This window comes from Marinobacter sp. UBA5687 (assembly GCF_002420325.1).
Classification (GTDB): domain Bacteria; phylum Pseudomonadota; class Gammaproteobacteria; order Pseudomonadales; family Oleiphilaceae; genus Marinobacter; species Marinobacter nauticus.
Genome location: NZ_DIHV01000087.1, coordinates 19,773 through 43,773 on the forward strand (window position 1 = coordinate 19,773; position 24,001 = coordinate 43,773).

At 58.9% G+C, this 24,001-nt stretch carries 21 protein-coding genes; 13 read left to right on the forward strand and 8 right to left on the reverse strand.

Annotated elements, in window-relative coordinates:
* Window positions 1-169: 169 nt before the first annotated feature.
* From B3Y70_RS09300 to B3Y70_RS09310, 3 genes are read right to left on the reverse strand one after another with little or no spacing between them, the layout of a single operon-like run.
* On the reverse strand, window positions 170-1,561 hold the full coding sequence (locus tag B3Y70_RS09300) for a sensor histidine kinase (RefSeq protein ID WP_222179489.1): 1,392 nt from the start codon (window positions 1,559-1,561) through the stop codon (window positions 170-172).
* On the reverse strand, window positions 1,558-2,202 hold the full coding sequence (locus tag B3Y70_RS09305) for a response regulator transcription factor (protein WP_222179488.1): 645 nt from the start codon (window positions 2,200-2,202) through the stop codon (window positions 1,558-1,560). The genes B3Y70_RS09300 and B3Y70_RS09305 overlap by 4 nt, the downstream gene beginning before the upstream one ends.
* Before the next feature lie 2 nt (window positions 2,203-2,204).
* Complete coding sequence (locus B3Y70_RS09310; RefSeq protein ID WP_286895201.1) at window positions 2,205-3,704, reverse strand: response regulator; 1,500 nt, start codon at window positions 3,702-3,704, stop codon at window positions 2,205-2,207.
* A 195-nt stretch (window positions 3,705-3,899) separates the two neighbouring features.
* On the opposite strand from B3Y70_RS09310, the gene B3Y70_RS09315 reads away from it, so the two are divergent.
* The 3 genes from B3Y70_RS09315 to B3Y70_RS09325 are packed head-to-tail and all read left to right on the forward strand — an operon-like array spanning window position 3,900 to window position 6,121.
* On the forward strand, window positions 3,900-4,187 hold the full coding sequence (locus B3Y70_RS09315) for a hypothetical protein (RefSeq protein ID WP_273030537.1): 288 nt from the start codon (window positions 3,900-3,902) through the stop codon (window positions 4,185-4,187).
* A 44-nt stretch (window positions 4,188-4,231) separates the two neighbouring features.
* Window positions 4,232-5,608 (forward strand): class II fumarate hydratase, encoded by a 1,377-nt coding sequence (locus B3Y70_RS09320; protein ID WP_286895199.1) that lies wholly within the window; start codon window positions 4,232-4,234, stop codon window positions 5,606-5,608.
* A 30-nt stretch (window positions 5,609-5,638) separates the two neighbouring features.
* The gene (locus tag B3Y70_RS09325; RefSeq protein ID WP_273030541.1) at window positions 5,639-6,121 is read left to right on the forward strand and encodes a CDP-archaeol synthase; all 483 of its coding nucleotides are present in this window, start codon (window positions 5,639-5,641) and stop codon (window positions 6,119-6,121) included.
* A 2-nt stretch (window positions 6,122-6,123) separates the two neighbouring features.
* Here the strand turns inward: B3Y70_RS09325 and B3Y70_RS09330 are convergent, their stop codons facing one another.
* The gene (locus B3Y70_RS09330; protein WP_011786815.1) at window positions 6,124-7,095 is read right to left on the reverse strand and encodes a metallophosphoesterase; all 972 of its coding nucleotides are present in this window, start codon (window positions 7,093-7,095) and stop codon (window positions 6,124-6,126) included.
* A 161-nt stretch (window positions 7,096-7,256) separates the two neighbouring features.
* Between B3Y70_RS09330 and msrA the strand changes: the two genes are divergently transcribed.
* The 3 genes from msrA to B3Y70_RS09345 all read left to right on the forward strand — a co-directional run bounded on the left by msrA (window position 7,257) and on the right by B3Y70_RS09345 (window position 9,200).
* On the forward strand, window positions 7,257-7,907 hold the full coding sequence (gene msrA / locus B3Y70_RS09335) for a peptide-methionine (S)-S-oxide reductase MsrA (RefSeq protein ID WP_011786814.1): 651 nt from the start codon (window positions 7,257-7,259) through the stop codon (window positions 7,905-7,907).
* A 10-nt stretch (window positions 7,908-7,917) separates the two neighbouring features.
* Window positions 7,918-8,343: a peptide-methionine (R)-S-oxide reductase MsrB gene (msrB, locus tag B3Y70_RS09340; protein ID WP_011786813.1), complete on the forward strand. Its 426-nt coding sequence runs from the start codon at window positions 7,918-7,920 to the stop codon at window positions 8,341-8,343.
* Window positions 8,344-8,435: 92 nt separating this feature from the next.
* Entirely contained in the window at window positions 8,436-9,200 is a 765-nt protein-coding gene (locus tag B3Y70_RS09345; RefSeq protein ID WP_286895193.1) for a lysophospholipid acyltransferase family protein, read from the forward strand.
* 19 nt (window positions 9,201-9,219) lie between these two features.
* Here the strand turns inward: B3Y70_RS09345 and B3Y70_RS09350 are convergent, their stop codons facing one another.
* Window positions 9,220-10,197 carry a calcium/sodium antiporter gene (locus tag B3Y70_RS09350; RefSeq protein WP_199452744.1) on the reverse strand — a complete coding sequence of 326 codons (978 nt, stop codon included), beginning with the start codon at window positions 10,195-10,197 and terminating at the stop codon, window positions 9,220-9,222.
* A gap of 461 nt (window positions 10,198-10,658) precedes the next feature.
* Between B3Y70_RS09350 and mqo the strand changes: the two genes are divergently transcribed.
* On the forward strand, window positions 10,659-12,140 hold the full coding sequence (mqo, locus tag B3Y70_RS09355) for a malate dehydrogenase (quinone) (protein ID WP_286895189.1): 1,482 nt from the start codon (window positions 10,659-10,661) through the stop codon (window positions 12,138-12,140).
* A 44-nt stretch (window positions 12,141-12,184) separates the two neighbouring features.
* Complete coding sequence (locus B3Y70_RS09360; protein ID WP_288589655.1) at window positions 12,185-13,855, forward strand: acetolactate synthase large subunit; 1,671 nt, start codon at window positions 12,185-12,187, stop codon at window positions 13,853-13,855.
* Here the strand turns inward: B3Y70_RS09360 and B3Y70_RS09365 are convergent.
* The 3 genes from B3Y70_RS09365 to rhuM all read right to left on the reverse strand — a co-directional run bounded on the left by B3Y70_RS09365 (window position 13,852) and on the right by rhuM (window position 16,298).
* Window positions 13,852-14,739 (reverse strand): chemotaxis protein, encoded by an 888-nt coding sequence (locus B3Y70_RS09365; protein ID WP_199452738.1) that lies wholly within the window; start codon window positions 14,737-14,739, stop codon window positions 13,852-13,854. The two genes, B3Y70_RS09360 and B3Y70_RS09365, sit on opposite strands and share 4 nt — an antisense overlap.
* Before the next feature lie 183 nt (window positions 14,740-14,922).
* Window positions 14,923-15,519: an exopolysaccharide biosynthesis protein gene (locus tag B3Y70_RS09370; RefSeq protein ID WP_273030552.1), complete on the reverse strand. Its 597-nt coding sequence runs from the start codon at window positions 15,517-15,519 to the stop codon at window positions 14,923-14,925.
* Window positions 15,516-16,298 carry a virulence protein RhuM/Fic/DOC family protein gene (rhuM, locus tag B3Y70_RS09375; protein ID WP_273030554.1) on the reverse strand — a complete coding sequence of 261 codons (783 nt, stop codon included), beginning with the start codon at window positions 16,296-16,298 and terminating at the stop codon, window positions 15,516-15,518. The genes B3Y70_RS09370 and rhuM overlap by 4 nt, the downstream gene beginning before the upstream one ends.
* A gap of 541 nt (window positions 16,299-16,839) precedes the next feature.
* Between rhuM and B3Y70_RS09380 the strand changes: the two genes are divergently transcribed.
* The 5 genes from B3Y70_RS09380 to B3Y70_RS09400 form a co-directional block, all read left to right on the forward strand.
* Window positions 16,840-17,052: a helix-turn-helix domain-containing protein gene (locus tag B3Y70_RS09380; protein WP_272999226.1), complete on the forward strand. Its 213-nt coding sequence runs from the start codon at window positions 16,840-16,842 to the stop codon at window positions 17,050-17,052.
* A gap of 99 nt (window positions 17,053-17,151) precedes the next feature.
* Window positions 17,152-17,721 carry an Hsp20/alpha crystallin family protein gene (locus B3Y70_RS09385; RefSeq protein ID WP_272999225.1) on the forward strand — a complete coding sequence of 190 codons (570 nt, stop codon included), beginning with the start codon at window positions 17,152-17,154 and terminating at the stop codon, window positions 17,719-17,721.
* Window positions 17,722-17,820: 99 nt separating this feature from the next.
* The gene (clpK, locus tag B3Y70_RS09390; RefSeq protein ID WP_273030556.1) at window positions 17,821-20,676 is read left to right on the forward strand and encodes a heat shock survival AAA family ATPase ClpK; all 2,856 of its coding nucleotides are present in this window, start codon (window positions 17,821-17,823) and stop codon (window positions 20,674-20,676) included.
* A 275-nt stretch (window positions 20,677-20,951) separates the two neighbouring features.
* A complete protein-coding gene (gene ftsH, locus B3Y70_RS09395; protein WP_273030558.1) occupies window positions 20,952-22,838 on the forward strand; it encodes an ATP-dependent zinc metalloprotease FtsH in 1,887 nt (628 codons plus the stop codon).
* On the forward strand, window positions 22,831-24,001 hold a 1,171-nt coding region (locus B3Y70_RS09400), incomplete at its 3' end, for a PAS domain S-box protein (protein ID WP_288589658.1). The genes ftsH and B3Y70_RS09400, both read left to right, overlap by 8 nt.

The window sequence follows — 24,001 nt, forward strand, 5'->3', positions numbered from 1 at the left end:
GGGATCGAAGCATCGGGGCGGAAGCCAGCGTCACCACCGTGGGCCTGAATTACTATCTGGGTAAAGACATTCAGCTTCGCTTGAATTACCTGATGCCGGAGATCAGCGGTAATCGTCTGTCGCCGGATCCCGGGGGCAATGCCGCGACCCTGCGGCTGGTTTACCGGTTTTAGTTGGGAGGGCGAGTGCTTTTGTCGGGCCCATCGATATGCCGGGGTAGTTCCAGTATCACCTCGGTCCATTGCCCGGGTTCGCTGGCAATCTTCATGGCGCCACGATGATGCCGCATGATGGTGTGGCAGATACTCAATCCCAGCCCCAGGTTATCCGGCGTCTCGCTGGTGGAGAAAAACGGGTCGGTCAGTCGCTGCAGGTCACTGGAGTCGATGCCTTTGCCATTATCCCGGACGGTAATGCTGGTCACGGCTTCGGTGGCGGCAGCGGTAATCCGGATTTGCGGTCGTGCAGGGCTAGCAGCACGGATGGCTGACGATGCATTCATCAGGAGGTTGACGAACACCTGAATCAGCGGTGACGGAAAACAGGCGACCGAGAGGCCAGCGGGGATCTGGGTGGTGACTGCGGTGCCCTGAAGCTGGTGCCGGCAAAATCGCAGCGCGGTTTGCACCAGCTTTTCGAGATTTACAGCCTCCGGGCCATGATCCGGCGCCGGGCGGGAGAATTCGATCAGATCCGAGACGATTTCTGCAATCCGGTGTTGATGGCTTGCAGCATCGTCCAGCGCCTCGGCCACGTCCGCATTCCGGTTGATCGCCGCGGAAAAGTCTACCGCCTGTATGGCGCAATTGAGCGGATTGGTAATCTCGTGCAGCAGCCCCTTGGCCATGTGGCTCAGGGCCTGGTGTTTCTGCTCCTGGGCCAGTTTGTCCTCGGTGGCCTCCAGTGTCTGCAAGGCGCGGGAAAGTTGCCGGTTTCGATCTCTGAGCAGAAACTGCAGGGCCAGCAGGTTGCGCAGGAACTTGGAGAAAAACCACGCCGATAACGGCGAAACCACCAGGCACATCAGAATCAGCCAGTTGGTGATTACGCCGATAAGCACGGTGACAACCTGATCGGTCGGGGCCGTGACGGCGGTGGCCAGCACCAGAAGGATCAGGTTGGCCGCCAAAATGATGCTGGTGTGCTTCAGCGACAGGGTGATGATGCCGACCGAGCTGATAAAAAAGAACAGCCCCACCACAGGCGCGATGGCGGCGCCGGCACCGATATAGCCGAGGTAGCTGAATGTCGCCATGTTGATGAATACGAGATAGACAACCAGCGGTGCCGCTCGCCGCAACCGGGTGAAGCGATGAGCCAGAATAAGCGCTGTCAGCACCCCGGTGTAGAGCAGGTAACCGGCAAACACCGGGGGCTCCACTGAGTGAGTGAGCTGCCCGGCCAGGAATAGCAGGGTGCCGATAAACGCGATGATCAGGTAGACATCGGCGAACAGCGGCAGTACGCGGTACCGGTACTGGGTGCGGGAAAAACGTTCGAACCGCCGTTGCCGATCAACAGGCAGCTGTTTGATCTGCTCAATACCGGAGAGCAGGTTCATGGTAACGCCCTTTGGTGATGTCTTTGCATAAACAGAATGAGCTCCGGCAAGCGTTCGAAGCCCAGCTTGACGAAGATCCGGTCCTTGTAGGAATGCACCGTTTTACAGGACACCCCCAGCTCCTCAGCGATATCTCGAACCGCGACCCGCTGTGACATCAGTCTCGCCACCTCTCGTTCGCGGCCGGACAATGCCTGGTAAGCGGTAAGAGCGTCATCAGCCCGGTCGCGTGTTGATTGCCAGTTGCCAAGGTATACCTGACCGCTGCGAATGTAGAACAGGGTTTTGATCAGTTCCTGGATCGACTGCTGTTTCGAGACCACCGCCTTGATTCCGGACTCCAGGTAAATCGCCATGCGCGAGCTGTTGACCGGAGTGTCTGAGATCAGCAGCACCGAGAGTGCCGGGTGCAGGCTGAGGGCGTTTTCAGCAATGGTGAGTCCATCATTGTCTTTCAGATTCTCTTCAATCAATAGCACGCCGGGTCTGACAGTAGCCAGGCGTTGCAGCGTCTCAACGCCGGTCTCGGATTCGCCTACTAGCTCAATGTCTTCGTTATGAAGAATCTGGAATAGCAATCCGTCGCGGAAAAGACGGTGGCTGACGGTCGCGAACAGCCGGAGTCTGCGCGGAGGATTCACGGTCAGTTACCCGATCCAGGGAGTACCGGCAGCGTTATGGCCAGGTGCAGGCACTGGCCGTCTGCCTCAGCACTGACATCGCCCCCCAGCAGGCTGGTGGTGACGAACAGCATCAGAAGTGCTGCCTGTTGTTCAAGAAGCGGATCGGAGAGCCGCGTGAGCGGAGCCAGTAGATGGCTGTAGATGCGTAGCGGTTGTTCCGGGGCTACGTGAAGCTGATCGCGGCTCTCGGTTAGCACCAGGTGGCTCCAGTCAAGACCGGAGCTGACAAGCAGGGTGTTGAGGGCTTGCCCCAGTAATTCTGCCGGCGAGCAGGGGTGAGACGATGTGGCCCGTTCCTGGGGCGGGGTCCCGCTGAACAGTGATGCAATCCGGCTCTGCCCGGGGCCTGCCGGGACGAAGTTTTCCAGCCGACTGAGTTCCTGCCGCACACGGTCACAGAACCGCCGGACAAGCTCCTGTTCCAGATGCATGTCCTGGCTGGCCCTGAGGTGTGCTTTCGCTGCAGGCAGGTGGTCAATGCTGGCCACGGTATCCAGAAAAGCGTTCAGTGTGGTATCTGGAACCTGTGAACTCAGGATCGGTCTCAGATGATCGAGGAGCCTGCCGTGGCGTTTCAGGCGCAGCTCGGCAAAGCGTTTCCGGGTTTCGCAGCGGGTGTTGTCCAGGGCCGACGCCAGCTCACGGTGGCGAGTGATGGCTTCCCGGAACAGTGGCAGCAAGGTTTGTGCTTGCCAGGGTTTTTTCTGGTAACGAAAGATACGGCCTTCGTTCACGGCATTGAGGGCAACATCCACCTCGCCCCAGGCGGAAGTCAGAATCCGGATAATGGCCGGATGAGACTGACGCAGCTCATCCAGCAGCTCTTTGCCCTGCATGCCCGGCATCCGCTGGTCGGTCATCACCGCTGCAATGGGGGCACCTGGCGTTCGCAGATGGTCCAGTGCCGCTTCCGCACTGTCTGCGGACAGGAGTGTGAACTCATCCTGCAGGTGTTCCAGCTGACGGATCAGATATTTCGTGGCGGCAGGTTCGTCATCGACAATGAGCACGACGGGGCGCTGCCCGTCAGTGTTTGGGGGCGATGGCTGGTGCTCGGTCTGGCCGCGCAGCTCCGGGCCTGTCAGGGCCGCCGCCATAAGGTGTGATCGGATAAGGTCAGGGTCCAGGGGCTGCTCGAAGCAACGATCGATTACCTGGGTGTCCAGCAGCGCCACCAGTTCGCTCAGGATAACGCGCCCGGTTATCAACACTCTCAGCACGGCCGGATATTGTGTTCTTGCCTGAATCAGCAGGCTGGAGTTTATTGCGGTTGATGCTTCGCATCCGGCCATCACCAGCGCCGCGGGTGGGGCTTCGGCAGCCGCTAGATGCCCGAGCACAGCGTCATCTGAGTTGAAGACGTGTATCGAGAAGTCCTGTTCGAACAAGGCCTCGAACGTCTGCTTTGCCTCTTCGCTGTGGTAGCGCAGTAAAACGGTGGGTGAGTGGAAGTGCCCCATGTTTCCGGTCGTTCCTTGATATCGAATCGGCTGGACAGGTTATCAGGCGGGCGTCAGTCGTTTTGTAGGAATTTCCTGCAAATGCAGGTTGTGGCGCCGAGAATGTTCGTTTCTGTGATGACTTTGGCAATTGCCAGAGCCCACTGTCTGAGAGCGACTACACTTAACGCTGAGTGCTTTCAGGAGGTAAATGTCATGACCACTCAAGACAGTCATCTCACCAACCACGAAGTCACCATCTGCCTTGCCGGCGGCGCCGTGCTGGGGCCGTTCAATGCCACCTGGAGCCAGGACGCCGGCGGTGATGTGCGAGAACTGGTGCGCGAGTACGATGCTTTTCTGCAGGGCGAGAAGCAGAGCCGCTTCAAGTTTCATCTGCACGATACCTACACCAATACCGTGCACACGCTGATTCTGAACTTTGAGCAGGTGACCGGCATCTGCGACCATGTCCGCCTGAAATCCCATGGCAACGGCACCTGAGGGCCGCTGTGGGAAGCCATCGAGCGTGACATAAGGAGGATGTGATGACCGAGTTCAGAACTGAAAAAGACAGCCTGGGTGAGGTCCGGGTACCGGCAAACGCGCTCTGGGGCGCGCAGACCCAGCGTGCGGTGGACAATTTTCCGGTCAGCGGGCAGCCGATGCCGCCCGAATTCATTGCCTCTGTGGTTCAGGTTAAACGTGCGGCGGCCCAGGCCAACGCGTCACTGGGCTTGCTGGAGCCGGAGCTGCGTGATGCCATTTGTGACGCCTGCGACCGGTTGCTGAAAGGGGAACATGCGGATCAGTTTCCGGTGGACCGTTACCAGACCGGCTCCGGTACCAGCACCAACATGAACGTGAACGAGGTGATCTCGGCTCTGGCGCGCGAGCAGGGCGTGGAGGTAAATCCCAATGATCACGTCAACATGAGCCAGAGTTCCAACGACGTGATCCCGACTGCGATCCATGTCAGCGCAGTGCTGGCAGTGAAAAGCCGGCTGCTGCCGGCGCTGTCGCATCTCCGGGGAGTGATCTACGGCCGGGAGGCTGAACTGTCCGGGCAGGTGAAGACCGGGCGCACCCATCTGATGGATGCCATGCCGGTGACACTTGGCCAGGAGCTCAGAACCTGGCGGGAGCAGGTCGCGGCGACCGAGCTTCGCCTTGAGCGGGCCATGGAGGACCTGGCGGCACTACCGCAGGGCGGTACCGCGGTCGGTACCGGGGTGAATGCCGCGTCGGAGTTTGCTGGCCAGTTTGTGAAGTTTCTGAAGCAGAATACGGGCTATCCGTTCCGGTCGCTGGAGCACAAGTTTCTGGGGCAGAGTGCGGTTGATGCGCCTGTGGCACTGTCTGCCCAGTTCCGCGGTGTGGCCGTGGTGTTCACCAAAATCGCCAATGACCTGCGCTGGATGAACAGTGGTCCGATCCATGGTCTGGCTGAAATCAGCCTGCCGGCCTTGCAGCCGGGCAGCAGCATCATGCCTGGCAAGGTGAACCCGGTGATACCGGAATCGGTGGCGATGGTGAGTGCCCAGGTGACCGGGCTGGATGCGGCTGTCGCCATGGCGGGCCAGTCCGGCAACTTCCAGTTGAATGTGATGCTGCCACTGGTGGGCGCAAATCTGCTGGATATGTGCGGGTTGCTGGCCAATGCCTCGAACCTGCTGGCAGACAAGGCCCTGCAAGGGTTCACCGTTAATACCGAAAACCTGAATGCGGGGGTGGGTCGAAACCCGGTTCTGGTGACGGCATTGAACCCTGAAATCGGCTACGCCCTGGCCGCGGATATTGCCAAAGAGGCATACCGTAGCGGGCGCCCGGTTATCGACGTTGCCGAGGAGCGGAGCGGATTGAGCCGCAAACGGCTTGAGGAACTGATGGACCCGCTCAAGCTTACCCGGGGTGGCCTGACCTGATTTGGCCGGCTGTAAACAGGGGAAAACAGAGTGCTGCTGTCGCTTGAGTTGTTTGTCATGCTGGTGCTGGCCAACGGGGCTCCAGTGGTTGTGGCGCGGTTGTTTCATCGGCATGGCAGTTGGCCCCTCGATGGTGGCCGGCTGTGGCGCGATGGCCGACCGCTGCTGGGGCCCAGCAAAACCTGGCGTGGGCTGGTTTCCGGCGTTCTGACCTGCGCGCTGTTCGCCCTGTGGGTGGGTCTGGGCTGGTTGTTCGGAGCGCTGTTTGCTTTCCTGTCGCTGTGGGGCGATATGCTCAGCAGTTTCACCAAGCGCCGTATGGGATTGGCTTCCAGCGCCAGGGCGGTCTGGTTGGATCAGCTGCCCGAGGCGCTGTTACCTATGGTGATGGCCTGGTACTGGCTGCCGCTGCCACTGTGGGAGGCGGTCGCCGTTGCCCTTCTGTTCGCATTGTCCAATATGTTGTTCTCTCCGCTGTTTTACCGCCTCGGTATACGTAAACAGCCACACTGAACTCAGGGCCCGCGAGTGAGGGTGTGAATGGTCACTTCCGGAGGGCAGTTCAGACGCACATTCAGGACCGAAGTGCCGGCTCCCGGTGAGGTGTAGCCTTGCATGCCGTTTACCTGCCAGAGCCCGCGGCCAAGGCGCCTCGGGCAATCGGAGTCGAGCGTCAGCGGGATGCCGCCAGGCAAACAGAGTTGCCCACCGTGGGTGTGGCCGCAGAGAAACAGGTCGTAACCGGCATGGGCGGCTTCCCGCCAGATTTCCGGCGTATGACTGAGCAACAGGCTGATTCCCCCTGCGGGTATATCGTCGCCGGCCCGGTGCAGGTTGTGAACCTTGTAGTAGTGGGCATCGTCCACACCGGCCAGGTACAGGCGGCTGTCGCCGCGCTCCAGCGGCACCATTTCATTCATCAGCAGGCGATAGCCCATGTCTTCAAGAGCCGGCACCATTCGTACACTGTCGTGGTTGCCCAGCACGGCATAGGCGTCGCCGTGAATGGCCAGGCGCAGTCTGGCCATACCGTCCAAAGCATCGTCTACAGGGCCCCAGGTGCGTTGGCGGTAATCGCCGGTCAGAACGCACAGATCGTAATCCAACGGGGCGATTTGCCGTATAACTGCCTGCAGGTTGGCTTCGTCCATATCGACATGCAGGTCGGTCAGGTGAAGGATGCGGAAGCCCTCGAAGGCCGAAGGGAGATCGGGCAACACGAAGGTGTTGTGCTCGGTGGTGAGTTTCAAACTGTTGGCCTGAGCCCGGCGTAGCAGCCCCACGGCCTTCAGGCAGAAACGAATCAGTTTCGGAGCGTTGGTCAGGTTTTCCAGATGGAACGAGCGCTTGTCCCGCCCGAACACCCGGGCTTCGGTTTCCCGCTCAATGCCGAGGCGTTGACGGGCATGGACGGGCCCGAGCCTCAGGCTCAGGCGGTAGTGGAGCAGCTCATCCTGATTTTCCGATACGCGAACCCTTGCGGTCATGCTGTTATCCCTGATGCCGAGCGGAACCTTATCAGTGGTTCCTGTCTTAATTATGGTTGTTGCCCTGGGTAGTGCAAATTACAGGTGCTGATTTGGCTTTTCAGTATTGAGACGCCACAATCAGTGATACATTCGACGATGTATAGTGTACGGAGTGGCCCATGACCGATGCATGTAATCTGCCCGGCCTGAGTGTTCCCAGGAGTCGTTTCCCGGACCCTGAACAGGATCTGCCTGAAGCGGCCGGTGAGTCCCGGCTGGTGTTGGCGGGGGGCTGTTTCTGGTGTGTGGAAGCGGTCTTTCTGGCGGTTGACGGTGTTCAACGTGTGACCTCTGGTTATGCCGGCGGTGAAGCCAGTACCGCGAATTACGAGGCGGTCTGTACCGGGAAAACCGGGCACGCCGAAGTCATCGAGGTGCATTATGATCCGGCACGGGTCAGCTTCGGCCAACTGCTGAAGCTGTTCTTCTCGGTGGCCCATGATCCCACCCAGCTCAACCGACAGGGTAACGATGTCGGCAGCCAGTATCGCTCCGCGATATTCTATGAGACCCCAGAGCAGCACGATGTAGCCGAGGCGTATATCCGCCAGCTGGATGCCGCCGGCGTGTATCAGGATCGCATCGTGACCACCCTGGAGCCCTTGGAAGCCTTTTATCCGGCTGAGGAGCACCACCAGAACTTTGCCGCCCGTAATCCCTGGCAACCATACATCATGGCGGTAGCGGCACCGAAGATGGAAAAGCTGGTCAACACCTGGCCCGAACAGCTGAAGCCTGAATTCAGCAAAGACGACCCGGACCAGGCTTGAGGAGGCACCGATGTCTGTATCTGCAGCAGGCTATGACCTGACACCGTTAACCCGGGCAGAAGTGGAAGCCCGGGCTGAGCATCTTTCTGAGGAAGAACGCCGGGTGCTGCTCGATCACGGCACCGAGCGTCCCTTCTGTGGCACGTTGCTGGATAACAAAAAGCCCGGCACCTATCATTGCCGGTTGTGTGATCTGCCGCTGTTCAGCTCCGATTCCAAGTTTGATTCCGGCACTGGTTGGCCAAGTTTTTTCCAGCCCTTCGACCCGGAGCATATCCGATACCTGGAGGACTCCAGTCTTGGAATGACCCGTATCGAAATTCGTTGCCCCCGTTGCGACAGTCACCTGGGCCACGTGTTCCCTGATGGGCCGCCACCTACCGGGCAGCGTTATTGTCTGAACTCCATTGCAATGGTGTTCTCTGAATCGAACTAGAGTCTGAATATCGCGAGCTCTTTGTTGCGGCTATAATGCGCCTTTCTTTTTAGGGCCGACCATCTGAAATCGGCTCTGGTGAAAGGTGATCGATGGTCAGACTGAAATTAAACCCGCTCACTGAATCGGCTACCCTGCTCCGACGTGCCGGCGTCGTGATTGGCTCCGTGGGGCTGACAGCGCTGTACTCGCTCTTGGTCCTGTTGCGTGCGCTGTTCGGGCGCCTGAACCGGCCGATTGTCGACAAATATTGTCGGGAATGGTCGGCGGCTTTGTTGCGGCTGGTTCGGGCCAGCCTGGTTGTTCGCGGAGAAGTGCCGGACTTCAACGATGGCCGGCGCTACATCATCATGAGCACCCATGCCAGCCACTACGACATACCGGTCAGTTTTGTGTCGCTGCCAGGTTCAATCCGCATGCTCGCCAAAAAAGAGCTGTTCAGCATTCCCCTGCTGGGCCAGGCCATGAGAGCCGCCGAGTTTCCCTCTATTGACCGTTCCCGTCGCAACCGGGCGGTGAAGGATCTGGAGAAAGCCCGTCAGATGATGGAAAGTGGCATTGTGTTGTGGGCAGCCCCGGAAGGCACCCGTTCTCCGGACGGTCAGCTGTTACCCTTCAAGAAAGGCTGCTTTCACCTGGCCCTGGATACTCAGGCTGTGATTGTACCGGTGGCGATTCGGGGGATTCATCGGGTGCTGCCCGCGCGCACCTGGCAGATTAACCTGGGGCAGCCGGTGGATGTGCGGGTGGGCACCCCCATCGACACGGCAGGAAAAAGCAAGGACGACATTGCGGAGATTATGGCGGGCGTGCGGGAGAATCTGGAGGAATTACTGGGCAATGGCGAGGCAGAATAAGCTGCCCCGCCGGCGATGCTCAGGCGGCGGAGACCACGGTAGAGAACAGATAGCCGGTGTAACCGATGTAAACGGCCAGCAGCAGGGCACCGTCAACCCTCGATACGAGCTTGCGCCAACCGGTCAGGCCGAAGCCCATGACCAGAAGCGCCAGAGTCAGGCCCAGCATTAACGTCCAGTCCCGATACAGCACCTCAGGGTCTACCGACAACGGTTGAATCGCCGCGGCGAGCCCCACCACGGCCAGGGTGTTGAAGATGCCTGAGCCCAGGATGTTGCCCAGAATCAGGTCGTGCTCGTTCTTCTTCACGGCGGCAATAGCCGATGCCAGCTCCGGCAGTGATGTTCCGATAGCCACAATGGTCAGGCCTATGATCAGATCACTAACACCCAGGCTCTGGGCAATAGCGACCGCACCCCAAACCAGAAGCCTTGAACTGACAATCAGCAGAATCAGCCCGATTACCAGCCAGATAAGTGCGGTTTTCAGGGGCATGGGGTGCGCAACGATTTCGGACTCAGCATCCCCTCCAAGCGGGTCAGCTTTGCCACGTATCCCCTGATAGATGGACCAACCCATTACCGCGGCAAAGACGCCCAGAAGCACCCAGCCATCCAGTCGGCTCAGCTCTCCGTCGATCAGTTGCGCACCGGCAATCAGAGTGAGTACGACCAGTCGTGGCAGTTCTTTGCGGATGACCTGTGAGTGCACGGCGATCGGCGCGATGATGGCGGTCAGGCCAACAATCAGGGCGATGTTGGTGATATTGGAGCCATACCCGTTTCCGAGAGCCAGGCCGGGGTTGCCGTCAGACGCAGCCATGGCAGAGACCGCAAGTTCCGGAGCAGAGGTGCCGAAGCCGATAATGACCATGCCGATCAGTAGCGTAGGCATGCCCAGGTGTTTCGCGGTGGCGGCGGCTCCTTCCACAAATTTGTCCGCGCTCCAGACCAGCAGGATCAGGCCGGCAATAACGGCACCGATGGCCATCAACATAGAGAAACCTCAAAAAGATTAACGGGAAACTCCGGCCCACGGCCAGGAGGAAAGTGTTTGGCGCACAAGATACCGTATTAGGGGGCGATTGGTCAGCACTGAGATGCGCGCCGTTGCAGGTAACTACGGATGATCCAATGGTTGGGCGACGGGGTATCAGACTAAAGTGGCGCTGATATTGTTAACAAAACACGAGACAATCCCGGCAAAACGATAAGATGACGGGCAATGTGCCAACACACCGGTAATCGCACCACTGGTGCCAGCGGTGCCCGCAACCGACACGCATCAATTGATAATCGCAATTTATTCTTTCGGCGAAAATCGGGATAATTGCGCGCAATTTCAGACCGGAAGCTCACGGCAGCGCCGTCTACCTCGCGCCAGGCCGGCTTCCGACAGGCCACTTTGCTGATCGTGGAGTGGCAGCAGGCTTCAACACTAAGCTAGGGTGAAAACCAATGGCCGTTAGACAGGCAGATGTAGTGCTGGTCGGTGGGGGCGTCATGAGCGCGACCCTCGGCATGATGCTCAGGCAGCTGGATCCGTCCCTGGACATCGTCATGGTGGAACGTCTTGACCACGTTGCCCATGAGAGCACCGACGGATGGAACAATGCAGGTACCGGGCATGCCGGTTACTGCGAGCTGAACTACACCCCCGAAACCGATGATGGCGATGTCGAGATTGAGCGGGCGTTGAAAATCAATGCCCAGTTCGAGGTGTCGTTGCAGTTCTGGTCTTACCTGGTGGAGCAGGGCATCCTGCCGGAGCCGACCTCTTTCATTAATCGTACGCCACACCAGAGTTTCGTCTGGGGCGAGAAAGACGTGGCGTTTCTAAAGCGCCGTTACGAGCGTCTGAGCGGGCACCACCTGTTCCAGGAAATGGAATACACGGAAAGCCCGGAGGATCTCGAAGAGTGGATGCCGCTGGTAGTTCGCCACCGTGATCCTATGCAGCGTGTGGCCGCGACCCGAATCAAACATGGTTCCGACGTGGATTTCGGTTCATTGACCCGCAGCATGGTGAAATGGCTGGAAACCCAGCCCAACTTTGAACTGATGCTCAGCAGCCCGGTGCACTACATTGATCAGCGCGACAATGGCCGCTGGAAACTGCGGGTGAAAAACCAGAAAACCGGCGAACTGACCAAGCTGGAAGCCGGTTTCGTGTTCCTCGGTGCTGGTGGTGGCGCGCTGCCGTTGCTGCAGAAGTCTGGCATTGATGAGGCCCGTGGTTACGGTGGCTTCCCGGTGAGTGGTCAGTGGCTGGTGTGCCAGAAGCCGGACATTGTCAAAGAGCACCATTCCAAAGTGTACGGTAAGGCACCGATTGGTGCGCCACCGATGTCGGTCCCGCACCTGGATACCCGTATTATCAACGGCGAACCCGCGCTGCTGTTCGGGCCGTTTGCTGGCTTCACCACCCGCTTCCTGAAGCAGGGCTCCATCTTCGATCTGATTGGTTCAGTGCGCGCTACCAACCTGCGCCCGATGCTGTCGGTCAGCAAAAGCAATATGGATCTGACTCGTTACCTCATCGGCGAAGTGTTCCAGTCCCATGCCGACCGGGTGAACTCCCTGCGCAACTTCTTCCCGGATGCCCGTGAAGATGACTGGAAGCTGCAGATGGCCGGCCAGCGGGTGCAGATCATCAAGCAGACCGAAGAGGGTGGTGGCAAGCTGGAGTTCGGCACCGAGATTGTCGCAGCCAAAGACGGTACTCTCGCCGCGTTGCTGGGAGCCTCTCCCGGGGCCTCCACCGCGGCCAACGCCATGATCGATGTGCTTGAACGCTGCTTCCCGGAGAAGATCAAGAGCGGGCAGTGGCAGTCCCGCATGAAGGAGCTGGTGCCATCCTATGGCCAGTCTCTGGTGGATAACGAAGAACTGCTTAATAGTGTTCGGGAGCGGACCCTGTCAACGCTCAAGCTCAGGTAATGCTATCCTCTTGATTTGAGAATTCTCAGATCAAGAGGACAGTTATGGCCAATGATCATCGTCAGGCGCTTAATGGCGCCGAAGTGTTTATCCGGGCACTTGAGAATGAGGGTGTAAAATACATTTTCGCCGTGCCCGGCGAAGAGAATCTCGCGTTCCTGGAAGCATTACGCAATTCCAGTATCCGCCTGGTGCTGAACCGGCACGAACAGGCTGCCGGCTTCATGGCGGCGACCTATGGGCGACTGACCGGCCAGGTGGGGGTTTGCCTGTCCACCCTCGGGCCCGGTGCCACCAATCTGGTGACGGCTGCGGCCTACGCCCAGCTGGGCGGCATGCCCATGATGATGATCTCCGGGCAGAAGCCCATCAAGTCCTCCAAACAGGGGCTGTTCCAGATTCTGGATGTGGTGGATCTGATGCGGCCGCTCACCAAATACACCCGCCAGATCAGTAACGCCAACACCATCCCCGCCAAGGTTCGTGAAGCCTTTCGCCTTGCCTCGGAAGAACGCCCCGGTGCTGTGCACCTGGAGCTGCCTGAGGACATTGCCGAGGAATCCGCCGAAGCGGGCATTCATATCTTCAACCCCAGTGATGCCCGCCGGCCAACGGCCAGCGAGAAGAGCCTGGATATGGCCTGTGACATGCTGCGCAGGGCCCATCATCCACTGATCATGATTGGCGCCGGCGCCAACCGTAAACGGGTGTCCAAAGCCTTGCTGCACCTGGTGGATGTGACGGGCATTCCGTTTTTCACCACTCAGATGGGTAAGGGCGTGATTGATGAGCGTCATCCCCGTTACATGGGCAATGCAGCCCTGTCCGCCGGCGATTTCGTTCACTGTGCCATCGACCGGGCGGATCTGGTGATCAACGTCGGCCATGATGTAGTGGAGAAGCCGCCGTTCTTTATGACTCCGGGCGGTAAAAAAGTCATCCATGTGAATTTCAGCGGGGCCGATGTCGACCCGGTGTATTTTCCGCAGCATGAGGTGGTGGGTGACATTGCCAACAGTGTGGAGTACATGGCCGAGCACTGCGGACAATGTGCCAACCACGATTTCACCGGCCTGATGGAAGTGAAGCAGGCGGTCGACAAGCATCTTCAGGAGCGGGCCACGGATGACCGCTTTCCGGTGATTCCCCAGCGCATTGTCCACGATGTTCGATCCGTGATGCCGGATGACGGCATCATTGCGCTGGATAATGGTATGTACAAACTCTGGTTTGCCCGTAACTACCCGGCTTACGACAACAACACCGTGCTGCTGGACAATGCTCTGGCCTCCATGGGCGCGGGCTTGCCCAGTGGTATGATGGCGGCCATGCTCTATCCGGAACTGAAGGTCATGTCGATCTGCGGCGATGGCGGCTTCATGATGAACAGCCAGGAGCTGGAAACTGCCGTTCGCCTTGGTCTGAACCTGGTGGTGCTGATCATCAATGACAGTGCGTATGGCATGATCAAATGGAAGCAAGGCCAGGATGGCTATGAAGATTTCGGACTGGATTACCGCAACCCGGATTTCGTGAAATACGCGGATTCCTACGGCGCCGTTGGCCACAGGGTTACCCGTACCGAGGAATTGCGCCCCATCCTTGAGCGCGCGCTGGAGGCCGGAGGTGTCCACCTGGTGGATGTGCCGGTAGACTACAGCGAGAACCGGCGGGTCTTTGATGAAGAGCTGGCGGAGCTTACCTGCCGGCTTTAGCCGGCCTGGGCAGCTCCACGCAGCATGGCCTGTAACAGTTCATCCGCGTCAAACTTGGTCAGGGCCTCGTTGGCCCCGACCTGATTGGCGTAGCTCAGGCTCATCTCACTGTTCAGTGAGGTATGCAGGATGATGTAGGGCTGCTTGAGGCTGGCGTTATCCCGGACATCGAAGGTCAGTTCGTAGCCGTCCAGGCCCGGCATCTCGATGTCGCTCACCAGAATTTCGATCGGGTGCCCCAGTTCGTGCTCTCTGAGCATCACCTGCAGGGCTTCATCACCATTGGTGGTGACATGGTAGCTGATGCCTTTACTGTCCAGCACATCGCTGAGCTGTTTACGGGCCACCTGGGAATCGTCTACCAGCAGGATATTCAGAGACTTGAGTGTTTCGCTCTGAAGATCTGACAGTACAACATCCTGGGCATCCAGGGATTCCGGATACACCTTGGCCAGTAGCAGCTCCACATCCAGTAGCTGGATAATGTCGCCATCCACATCCAGCAAGCCGGTAATAAAGGCGTTGGTGCCCAGAGCCTTGGGCGGCGGCATCACGCTTTTCCAGTCTGTCTCGATGATCTGCTGAACACTGCGCACCAGAAAACCGATTTCCTGGCGCTGTATGTCGGTGACAATGATGGAAGCTTTTTCCTGCTCCTCGCGGGTAAGCGCCGGGTAGCCCACGGCCGCAGACATATCGATGACCGGCACGGCCGAGCCCCGGAAGGTCGCGGTTCCGATCACAGCGTGGTGGCTGTGGGGCAATTTGGTTAACCGCTGAAATGGGAGTATTTCCCGGATTTTCAGAGTGCCGATGCCAAACAGCCGCGAGCCGAACAGGCGGAACAGCAGGAGTTTCTGGGACTGCTTCGCTTTGCTGGACATAAACCGATCCTTGCAAAAAAGATAAAAGCTCCTTGCCGGAGCTCACGGTAATGATTCGTGCACTGACGACCACAAAACAAGGTGCCAGCGATCAAAAGGTTATGTAGCAATAGTAGCAGCTTTATACGTAGCCATTCGTTATCAGCTTTGTATCAAATGGTGACAGGTTTTCTGCCCGTTCGGTTACCAGGGTAGGTTGGTAAGCACAAACCATCCGGTGCCACCGGTGGTGGCGACGGCAACCAGAGCCAGCAGCCCGTCCCGGGCGACAATGGACAGCCCGAACGCCATCAGTGCCAGGCCGCCGCCATTGGCGCTGAAGGGAATAAGTTCCATCAGCGGCATGGCAGCGGCAACCGCCATGCAAATCAGTGCCATCAGATACTGGCGAGCCCCGGAAACCAACCAGGGCAAGCGCCGCCGGGTCCAGTGATCGACAAAGGCCGCAGGCTTGTCCACCCATTGCAGCGCCTTAAACAGTTTCTGTTTCGAAATATGGCGTTTCGATAAACGGGAGGGAATCCAGACCGAGCGACGCTGGAAAAGCAACTGGCCCAGGGTGAGCAGAACCAGCAGGCCAAGCAGGGTGGGTACGCCGGGAATGTCGCCAATAAGCGGCGCCACCGTGATCAAGCCGGCCAGCAGGACCAGCGGCCCAAAAGAACGTTGACCCACCGCGGCCATCAGATCCCCAACCGACACTCGGTCCTGATCCCGGGTATGGTCACGGATTCTGGCCACCAGCTCTGTGAGGCTTTCCGGGTCGTCTGGATGATTCACTGGGTGGACTCCCTCAAAAGAAGGAAATGCTCAATCAGTCGGATCATCAAGGTTTTCTGATTTGGCAGACTTTCGGCCGCCAGCAGGGCCAGGGCCACAAGGGTGTTGTCGTTAATCAATTGTTCCACTGGTCTAGCCAACAAAGCGGCTTTACGGCGCAGGTACCACAAAAATAGAAATGAGCCGCAGCGTTTATTGCCGTCGGCCAGCGGGTGATTCTTGATTACAAAGTATAGAAGGTGAGCTGCGCGTGTGGCGACGTTCGGATAAAAGAGTTCATCACCAAAGCCCTGCTCGATAGTCGCCAAAGCAGATGCCAGACCGACACCCCGTAACTGGCCGAACAGTTCCGTGGCCTCGCCTTTGGCCATCAGAGTCTGTTTAAGCTCGTTGATGGCTTTCACTGCCTCGTCCAGCCCCAGAGTCTGTATATTTGGTTGCCTAATACCGACTTCGGCAAGCTGCTGCTCGTCATAGCCTTGCAGCAAGCTCCAAGAGCGGGCGTAATCGCTGATCACCCGGGCGACGGCTTCTCCCTCGTTGGATACCAGGCCCTGGTTAGTGAGAGTGCGGCTGAGCAGGTCAACGGCTTGCTCGAACTCGATGCCGTGCTCCGCCAGACGGCGCTGGTTTAGGGTATAACCCTGAATCAGGTGGTCCTTGAGTACCTGGGTAGCCCACTGACGAAACTGGACACCACGCTGGGACTTCACACGATAGCCAACGGAAATGATAACGTCCAGTGAGTAAGAGGTAACGGGCTTGTCTGATTCAGCCAAACGGTTTCTTGGCCAATTGCCACTTCCAGCTGTGCCTGATCATCTTTTGATGTGAAGATTCTTACTTGATTTTGAGTCATGACATTTCCTTGTCGCTTTTTGCAAATCGATCAGATGCTAAGGGAAAACGGAAGGCCAGAAACGAAAAAAGCCCCTGAAATCAGGGGCTTTTCTCTTGCAAGGTGGTGGTGGAACACGGAGCCGAACCCGCGTCCGCATCCCGATCCAGATAGTAATGCCTTGACCTTGAGGGTGCGGATTCGACGATCTGGCCGCGTGGTGCATCACAGGGGCGGATCAGTTCGAGCGATCTCTCCCCAGTCATGTTCAAACGTGAACGGCCGGGCGTGGCCGACAGTGTGCTGGATTCTGAGCACGCGGGCTTGTCCTGGGTCGGTGGTGTGTTCCAACACGTAATTGACATGCATCAAGTCATTGGGGGAGGCGGCTTGATAGCTGGAAAAAAGTGCCCACAGTGTGTAAGTGTGTGCAATGATCTGCAACAGATGAGCCGGAATGACAGGGTGTGCGTGGTGGAGCCATGAAAACAAGCCAGGATGCAATCCTGACGCTCGACGAACTGGCGGCGTACTTGAAGGTCGGCAAGCGCAGGCTTTACCGCCTGGCCGCGCAAGCGGAGATGCCGGCGTTCAAAGTGGGTGGGACATGGCGGTTTCGGCGAAACGACATCGATCGCTGGATTGCAGAGCGATCGCGACCTGCGACGCGAAAAGGAGGTGATGCGCGAAGATGAACAGCTCTGCTCGGACAGGTGTGCCGTATTGCCTGCGGGCCTAACCGGTCTGAACAGGCAAGCGGATTCGGTTTTTTCAATTAGCTCTGGAGGTGTGACATGAGTTTCGATCTGAAGAAATTGGCTCCCTGGAACTGGTTCAAGAATGAACAGGAAGAGCTACAAGCTGCTGCCTCGCTGCCTGTGCAGCGTAGTGATCAGCCGGTGGCTGGAGGCGCGGTCAGTCCGATCTTGCAGTTGCATCGCGAGATTGACCGGCTGTTTGATGACGCATTCCGCGGGTTTGGTTTTCCGGCGCTGGCGATGCCGCGCTGGCCGGCAGAGTGGCCAGGCATGCTGAAGCCGGCCGTGGATATCCAGGAAACCGACAAGCAGTACAGGATTGCTTTGGAGGTTCCAGGCGTCGAGGAGAAGGATATTCAGATCACGCTCGACAACGACGTGTTGGTGGTGCGCGGTGAAAAGCGCCAGGAGCAGGAGAAGAAAGATGGTGGCTTCCATCGGATCGAGCGGTCCTACGGCAGCTTTCAGCGTGCCCTGAACCTGCCCGGTGATGCCAACCAGGACACGATCAAGGCGGACTTCAAGAATGGCGTGCTCACCATCACGATGGACAAACGCGAGGCCAGTGCACCCAAGCAGGGACGTTCCATTCCCATCAACAGCTGAGCTCCACTGGCTCTACTCGCGTACTTGATCCATCAACTCGCAGACGATGTGCCATGACGCGTGGCACATCGCTGCCTCAACAACTTCAAGAGCATCAGCATGGCCAGAAAACAATGCCAAGTCTGCGGCCAGCCCGCCACGGTGCGAGTGGAAGCCAACCTCAATGGTCGCCACAGCACCATGCTGCTCTGTGACGATCATTATCGACAACGCGTGCGCCAGCAGAAGCGCACTGTTTCTCCGCTGGAAGCCTTGTTTGGCGCGCGCAGCGGTCTGTTTGAGGACTTTCTGGGCAACGACTTTTTCCGTATTGGTGACGAGTCGACGACTGTTGCTGCCGATGCCGATGCCGATGATGTGGTCGATGCCTCCTTTGGCGAACCGGCTTCGGCGGGGTCAGGTGCACCGCGCCGTCGAGGCGGCGGACTCGCTAGCCGCATCAGCGAGCAATCAGAGGCGTTGCTTCAGGAAGCCGCCAAGTATACGGCCGAGTTCGGTCGTCCGGAAGTGGATACCGAGCACCTGCTTTTGGCACTGAACCACAGCGACGTAATCAAGACCATCCTCGGTCAGTTCAAAATCAAGGTCGATGATCTCACGCGACAGATCGAATCCGAAGCCAAGCGCGGTGACCAGCCGTTCGAGGGCGAAATTGGCGTGTCGCCGCGCGTCAAGGATGCACTGAGTCGTGCTTTCGTGGCGTCCAACGAACTGGGTCACTCGTATGTCGGCCCGGAGCACTTCCTGATCGGCTTGGCAGAGGAAGGCGAAGGATTGGCCGCCAACCTGCTGCGCCGATATGGCCTCACACCGCAGGCGCTGCGTCAACAGGTGAGCAAGGTGGTCGGCAAGGGGGCCGAGGACGGTCGCGCTGAGACGCCGACCAACACGCCTGAGCTGGACAAGTACTCGCGTGACCTCACCAAAATGGCGCGTGACGGCAAGCTCGATCCGGTCATCGGCCGCGCACAGGAGATTGAGACCACCATCGAGGTGCTGGCCCGGCGCAAGAAGAACAATCCGGTGCTGATCGGCGAGCCGGGAGTGGGCAAGACAGCCATCGTCGAGGGGCTGACGCAGCGCATGGTAGCCGGCGAAGTGCCCGAGACATTACGCGACAAGCGCTTGGTGGAGCTGAATATCAACTCGATGGTCGCAGGGGCCAAGTACCGGGGTGAGTTCGAGGAGCGTGTACAGAAGGTGCTCAAGGAAGTGACCGAGCACCAGGGCGAACTCATCTTGTTCATCGACGAGGTGCACACCATCGTTGGTGCGGGCCAGGGTGGCGGCGAAGGCGGGCTCGACGTGGCCAACGTCTTCAAGCCGATGATGGCGCGTGGTGAACTCAACCTGATCGGTGCCACCACGCTCAACGAGTACCAGAAGTACATTGAAACGGATGCCGCGCTGGAGCGTCGCTTCCAGCCGGTGATGGTGCCCGAGCCGACGGTAGCACAGACCATGATGATCCTTCGTGGTCTGCGCGACACCTTCGAAGTGCACCACAAGGTCAGCATTACGGAGGACGCGATCATTGCGGCCGCTGAGCTCTCTGACCGGTATATCACGGCACGCTTTCTCCCCGACAAAGCCATCGACTTGTTGGATCAGGCCGCCGCACGCGTGAAGCTGTCGGCCACGGCGCGCCCGGTGGCTGTGCAGGAGCTTGAATCCGAACTGCACCAACTGCGCCGCGAGCAAGACTATGTGGCGGCACGCAAGCAGTACGACAAGGCTGCTGAACTTGGCAAGCGCATCGAGGCCAAGGAAGCCGAACTCAAGAAGCTCGTCGAAGACTGGGAGCGAGAGCGTGCTTCGGGCAGCGCCGAGGTTAAAGCCCAGCACGTAGCGCAGATCGTGTCGCGGCTAACCGGCATTCCGGTCAACGAACTGACGGTGGAGGAGCGCGAAAAGCTGCTGCACCTGGAGCAACGTCTACACGAGCGTTTGGTGGGGCAAGACGAGGCCGTGCGGGCGGTGGCCGACGCGGTACGACTGTCACGGGCAGGGCTGCGCGAAGGCAGCAAGCCGGTGGCTACGTTCCTCTTCCTCGGCCCGGCCGGCGTGGGTAAGACCGAACTCGCCAAGGCTTTGGCTGAAGCCATCTACGGCGATGAGGGGGCGCTCTTGCGCATCGACATGTCTGAGTACGGCGAACGCCATACCGTCGCACGTTTGGTAGGTGCACCTCCGGGCTATGTCGGTTATGACGAAGGCGGACAACTCACGGAAAAAGTACGTCGCAAACCGTACAGTGTGTTGCTGCTCGATGAGATCGAGAAAGCACATCCCGATGTCTACAACATCCTGTTGCAGGTCTTCGACGATGGGCGCCTTACCGATGGCAGGGGACGGGTGGTGGACTTCACCAACACCATCATCATCGCCACATCTAATCTCGGCTCTGACATCATCCAGCGGCGCTTGAAGGCTCGCGATGCCGCAGGTGAGGAGTACGAAAAGACCAGGGCCGAAGTGATGGACGTGTTACGCGGGCACTTCCGCCCCGAGTTTCTCAACCGCATCGACGAGATCATCGTATTCCACGCCCTGGGCAAGGAGGAGATTCGCCATATCGTCGGCCTGCAGCTTGAGCGCGTGGCGCGCAACGCGGCCAGCCAAGGAGTAACACTGACTTACGACCAGACGCTAATCGACCACTTTGCCCAAGAAGGCTACAAGCCCGAGTTTGGGGCGCGTGAACTCAAGCGATTGATTCGCAGCGAGTTGGAAACCGCGCTGGCGAGGGAAATGCTCGGTGGCGGCATCGGCAAGGACGATCACGCCAATGCACGCTGGGACGAGAAAGCTGAGCGCGTGAGCTTCGAGCGCAAGGAGCCGCCGGAGGCCCAGGTCGGGACGGAGAAATCCGACGAAGCCAAGACCGCCGAAGAGCCGCAGAGCGATACGGGCAAGACAGCGCGCAAGAAGAAACCGTCGAGCGGGCAAAAATGATGCATCGGGAGGCTCTCGTGGCCAACTCTAGCGCAGGGCTGGTACGGGTAGTCTCCCTTTCATCACTCGCGGCCACTGTCACCAAGGCGACGGGACATTGCGCCTTCGTGCAGTGGGTGGCGCGGCTCCTTACTGGCGGGTGCTTGCGCATTGAGTCAGCCTATGCGAGTGCCTGGGAGCATTGCGCACGCCCGCTTCCGATCCGGTTGGGCAACGGATTGGCGCGTCTGTTCGCACCCAATCCTTAGCGATTCGATTCTTGAGGGATGCCGATTATGGAGAAGAAAGATCAATGGAATATCGGTTACTGGATCGTCGCGATCCTCTTGTTGCTCATGTTGCAGGACTACTGGCAGGCGGCTCAGACGATCGAGCCCGTACCATACAGTGATTTCGAGAAGGCGCTGGCCGAGGGGCGCGTCGCCGAAGTGCTGGTGTCGGACCGCACGGTCACCGGGCGCCTGAAATCGCCGGACAGCCGGGGCAAGACCACCATCGTGGCCACCCGTGTCGAACCCGACCTGGCCGAGCGGCTGTCCAAGTACGAGGTGCCCTATGCGCGGGTGGTGGAAAGCACCTGGCTGCGTGATGTGCTCTCCTGGATTCTGCCGGCGGTGGCCTTCTTCGGCGTCTGGTTCTTTCTGTTCCGCCGCTTCGCCGAGAAGCAGGGCATGGGTGGCTTCCTGAGCATTGGCAAGAGCCGTGCCAAGGTATTCATGGAGAAGAACACTGGCGTGACCTTTGCCGATGTCGCTGGCGTCGATGAAGCCAAGGCGGAGTTGGTTGAGATCGGCGATTTCCTCAAGAATCCGCAGGAGTATGGACGGCTCGGGGCGCGCATCCCCAAGGGCGTGTTGCTGGTCGGCCCACCGGGCACCGGCAAGACATTGCTGGCCAAGGCTGTTGCCGGCGAGGCGGCGGTGCCCTTCTTCTCCATCTCCGGATCAGAATTTGTCGAGATGTTCGTGGGCGTGGGTGCGGCCCGTGTGCGCGACCTGTTCGAACAGGCGCGTGCGCAGGCGCCGGCGATCATCTTCATTGATGAGCTGGATGCTTTGGGTCGCGCACGCGGTGCCGGAGGACCGATCGGTGGACACGACGAGCGTGAGCAGACGCTGAACCAGTTGCTCACCGAAATGGATGGCTTCGACAGCTCGGTCGGGCTGATCATCCTTGCAGCCACCAACCGGCCGGAGATCCTCGATCAGGCCTTGCTTCGCGCCGGTCGCTTCGACCGTCAGGTGCTGGTGGACCGTCCCGACAAGACAGGTCGCCTGGAAATCCTGAAGGTCCATGTCAAGAAGATCACCCTGGCCCAAGGTGTAGATCTGGAACAGGTGGCGGCGCTGACCACCGGCTTTTCCGGCGCTGATCTGGCCAATCTCGTGAACGAAGCAGCGCTGAACGCGACGCGGCGCAAGGCGCAGGCTGTGGAACTGCAAGACTTCACCGCCGCCATCGAGCGCATCGTGGCCGGCCTGGAAAGGAAGAACCGTGTGCTCAATCCGAAGGAGCGGGAAACTGTCGCCTATCACGAGATGGGACACGCTCTGGTGGCGCTGGCGCTGCCCGGCACCGATCCGGTACACAAGATTTCAATCGTTCCGCGTGGCATCGGTGCACTCGGCTACACCCTGCAGCGGCCCACCGAAGACCGATTTCTGATGACACGTGCCGACCTGGAGCACAAGATCGCCGTGCTCCTGGGCGGGCGTGCGGCTGAGAAGCTCGTGTTTGGCGAGCTGTCCACAGGGGCTTCAGACGATCTCGCGCGGGCCACCGACATCGCCCGCGACATGATTACGCGCTTCGGCATGGATGAGAGCTTGGGGTACGTTGCTTTTGAGGCACAGAGGCCGCGTTTTCTTGATGCGCCTGAACTGGTACAGGGTGGCTGCCGGGTAGCCGAATCGACTCAGACACGCATCGACCAAGCCATCCGTGACATCGTGATGGGTGTGTTTGATCGTGCATACCGAATTCTCGAAATTAACCGAGAAGTGCTGGAGCGGTGCGCGCGCGAACTGCTCGCACGGGAAACGCTGGATGAATACAGCATCCGGCAACTGACGCAAGGGCTACAGCTCGAATCCCCATGTCACAGTGGTCCAACTGCCGGAGCCATTGCTTCCTCTGTGTCTCAGGGAGCCCCTAATGAGTGACAGACTTCATATCGTCTGCCCACACTGCCAATCCATCAATGGCGTGCCAGCCAACAAGTTGGCAGAGAAGCCCAATTGCGGGCGGTGCCAGCACCCGCTGTTCACCGGAGAACCCATCGAGCTGACCACAGCGACGGTAGAGGACATCACCGATCTCAAGAGGATCGAGCAGGCGCTGAACTCTATGCGCCTACAGCGAGAAGAGTTGGCCAGCCACGTTCCCGGTATGCTTTACCAATACCGTCTTCGTCCGGACGGCAGCTCGCACTTCCCTTATGCCAGCGCGAAGATGCGGGAAATATACGGGGTTGCACCGCAGGATGTTGTCGAAGATGCCACTCCTGCGTTCGCTGCGCTCCATCCTGAAGACCGCGACCGTGTGCATGAAACCCTACAGGCGTCGGGGCAGTCACTCGCGCTTTGGCATGACGAGTACCGGGTGCAGTTTCCAGACGGTCGGGTGATCTGGGTCGAAGGCGAGGCGTCGCCTGAAGCCATGCCTGATGGGAGCATCCTCTGGCACGGTTATATCCATGATGTCACCTCACGCAGAAGATCCGCGGAAGAGCTTCGCCTTGCGGCTAAAGTTTTTGCGCACGCAGGAGAGGGTATCCTCGTTACCGACGCTCAGGTCCACATTGTCAACGTCAATCGGGCGTTTTCCGTGATCACTGGTTATGCGCGGGAGGAAGTAATGGGTCAGACACCTCGTCTGCTCGAGTCCGATCGCTATGACGATGAGTTCTATCAGACCGTTTGGCAGGCTCTGCGTGAGCACGACTATTGGCACGGAGAGCTCTGGTGCCGACGCAAGAACGGCAGTCAGTTTGCCGCGCTGCTGACGATCAGTGCAGTCCCGGATATGCAGGGCAATATCGAGCATTACGTAGCCATGTTCTCCGACATCACGGCGCTGAAGGAGAACCAGCAACAGCTTGAACGCGTTGCTCATTACGACCTGCTCACCGGCTTGCCCAATCGACTATTGCTTGGAGACCGCCTTAAGCAGGCCATTCGTCAGACACGTCGGCGTGGCATGCACCTGGCGGTTGTCTTCATCGATCTGGATGGATTCAAGGAGGTCAACGACCAGCACGGCCACGCAGTCGGCGACAAATTGCTGTCCGTCCTGTCCAGGCGTATGACGCAGGTGTTGCGCGAAG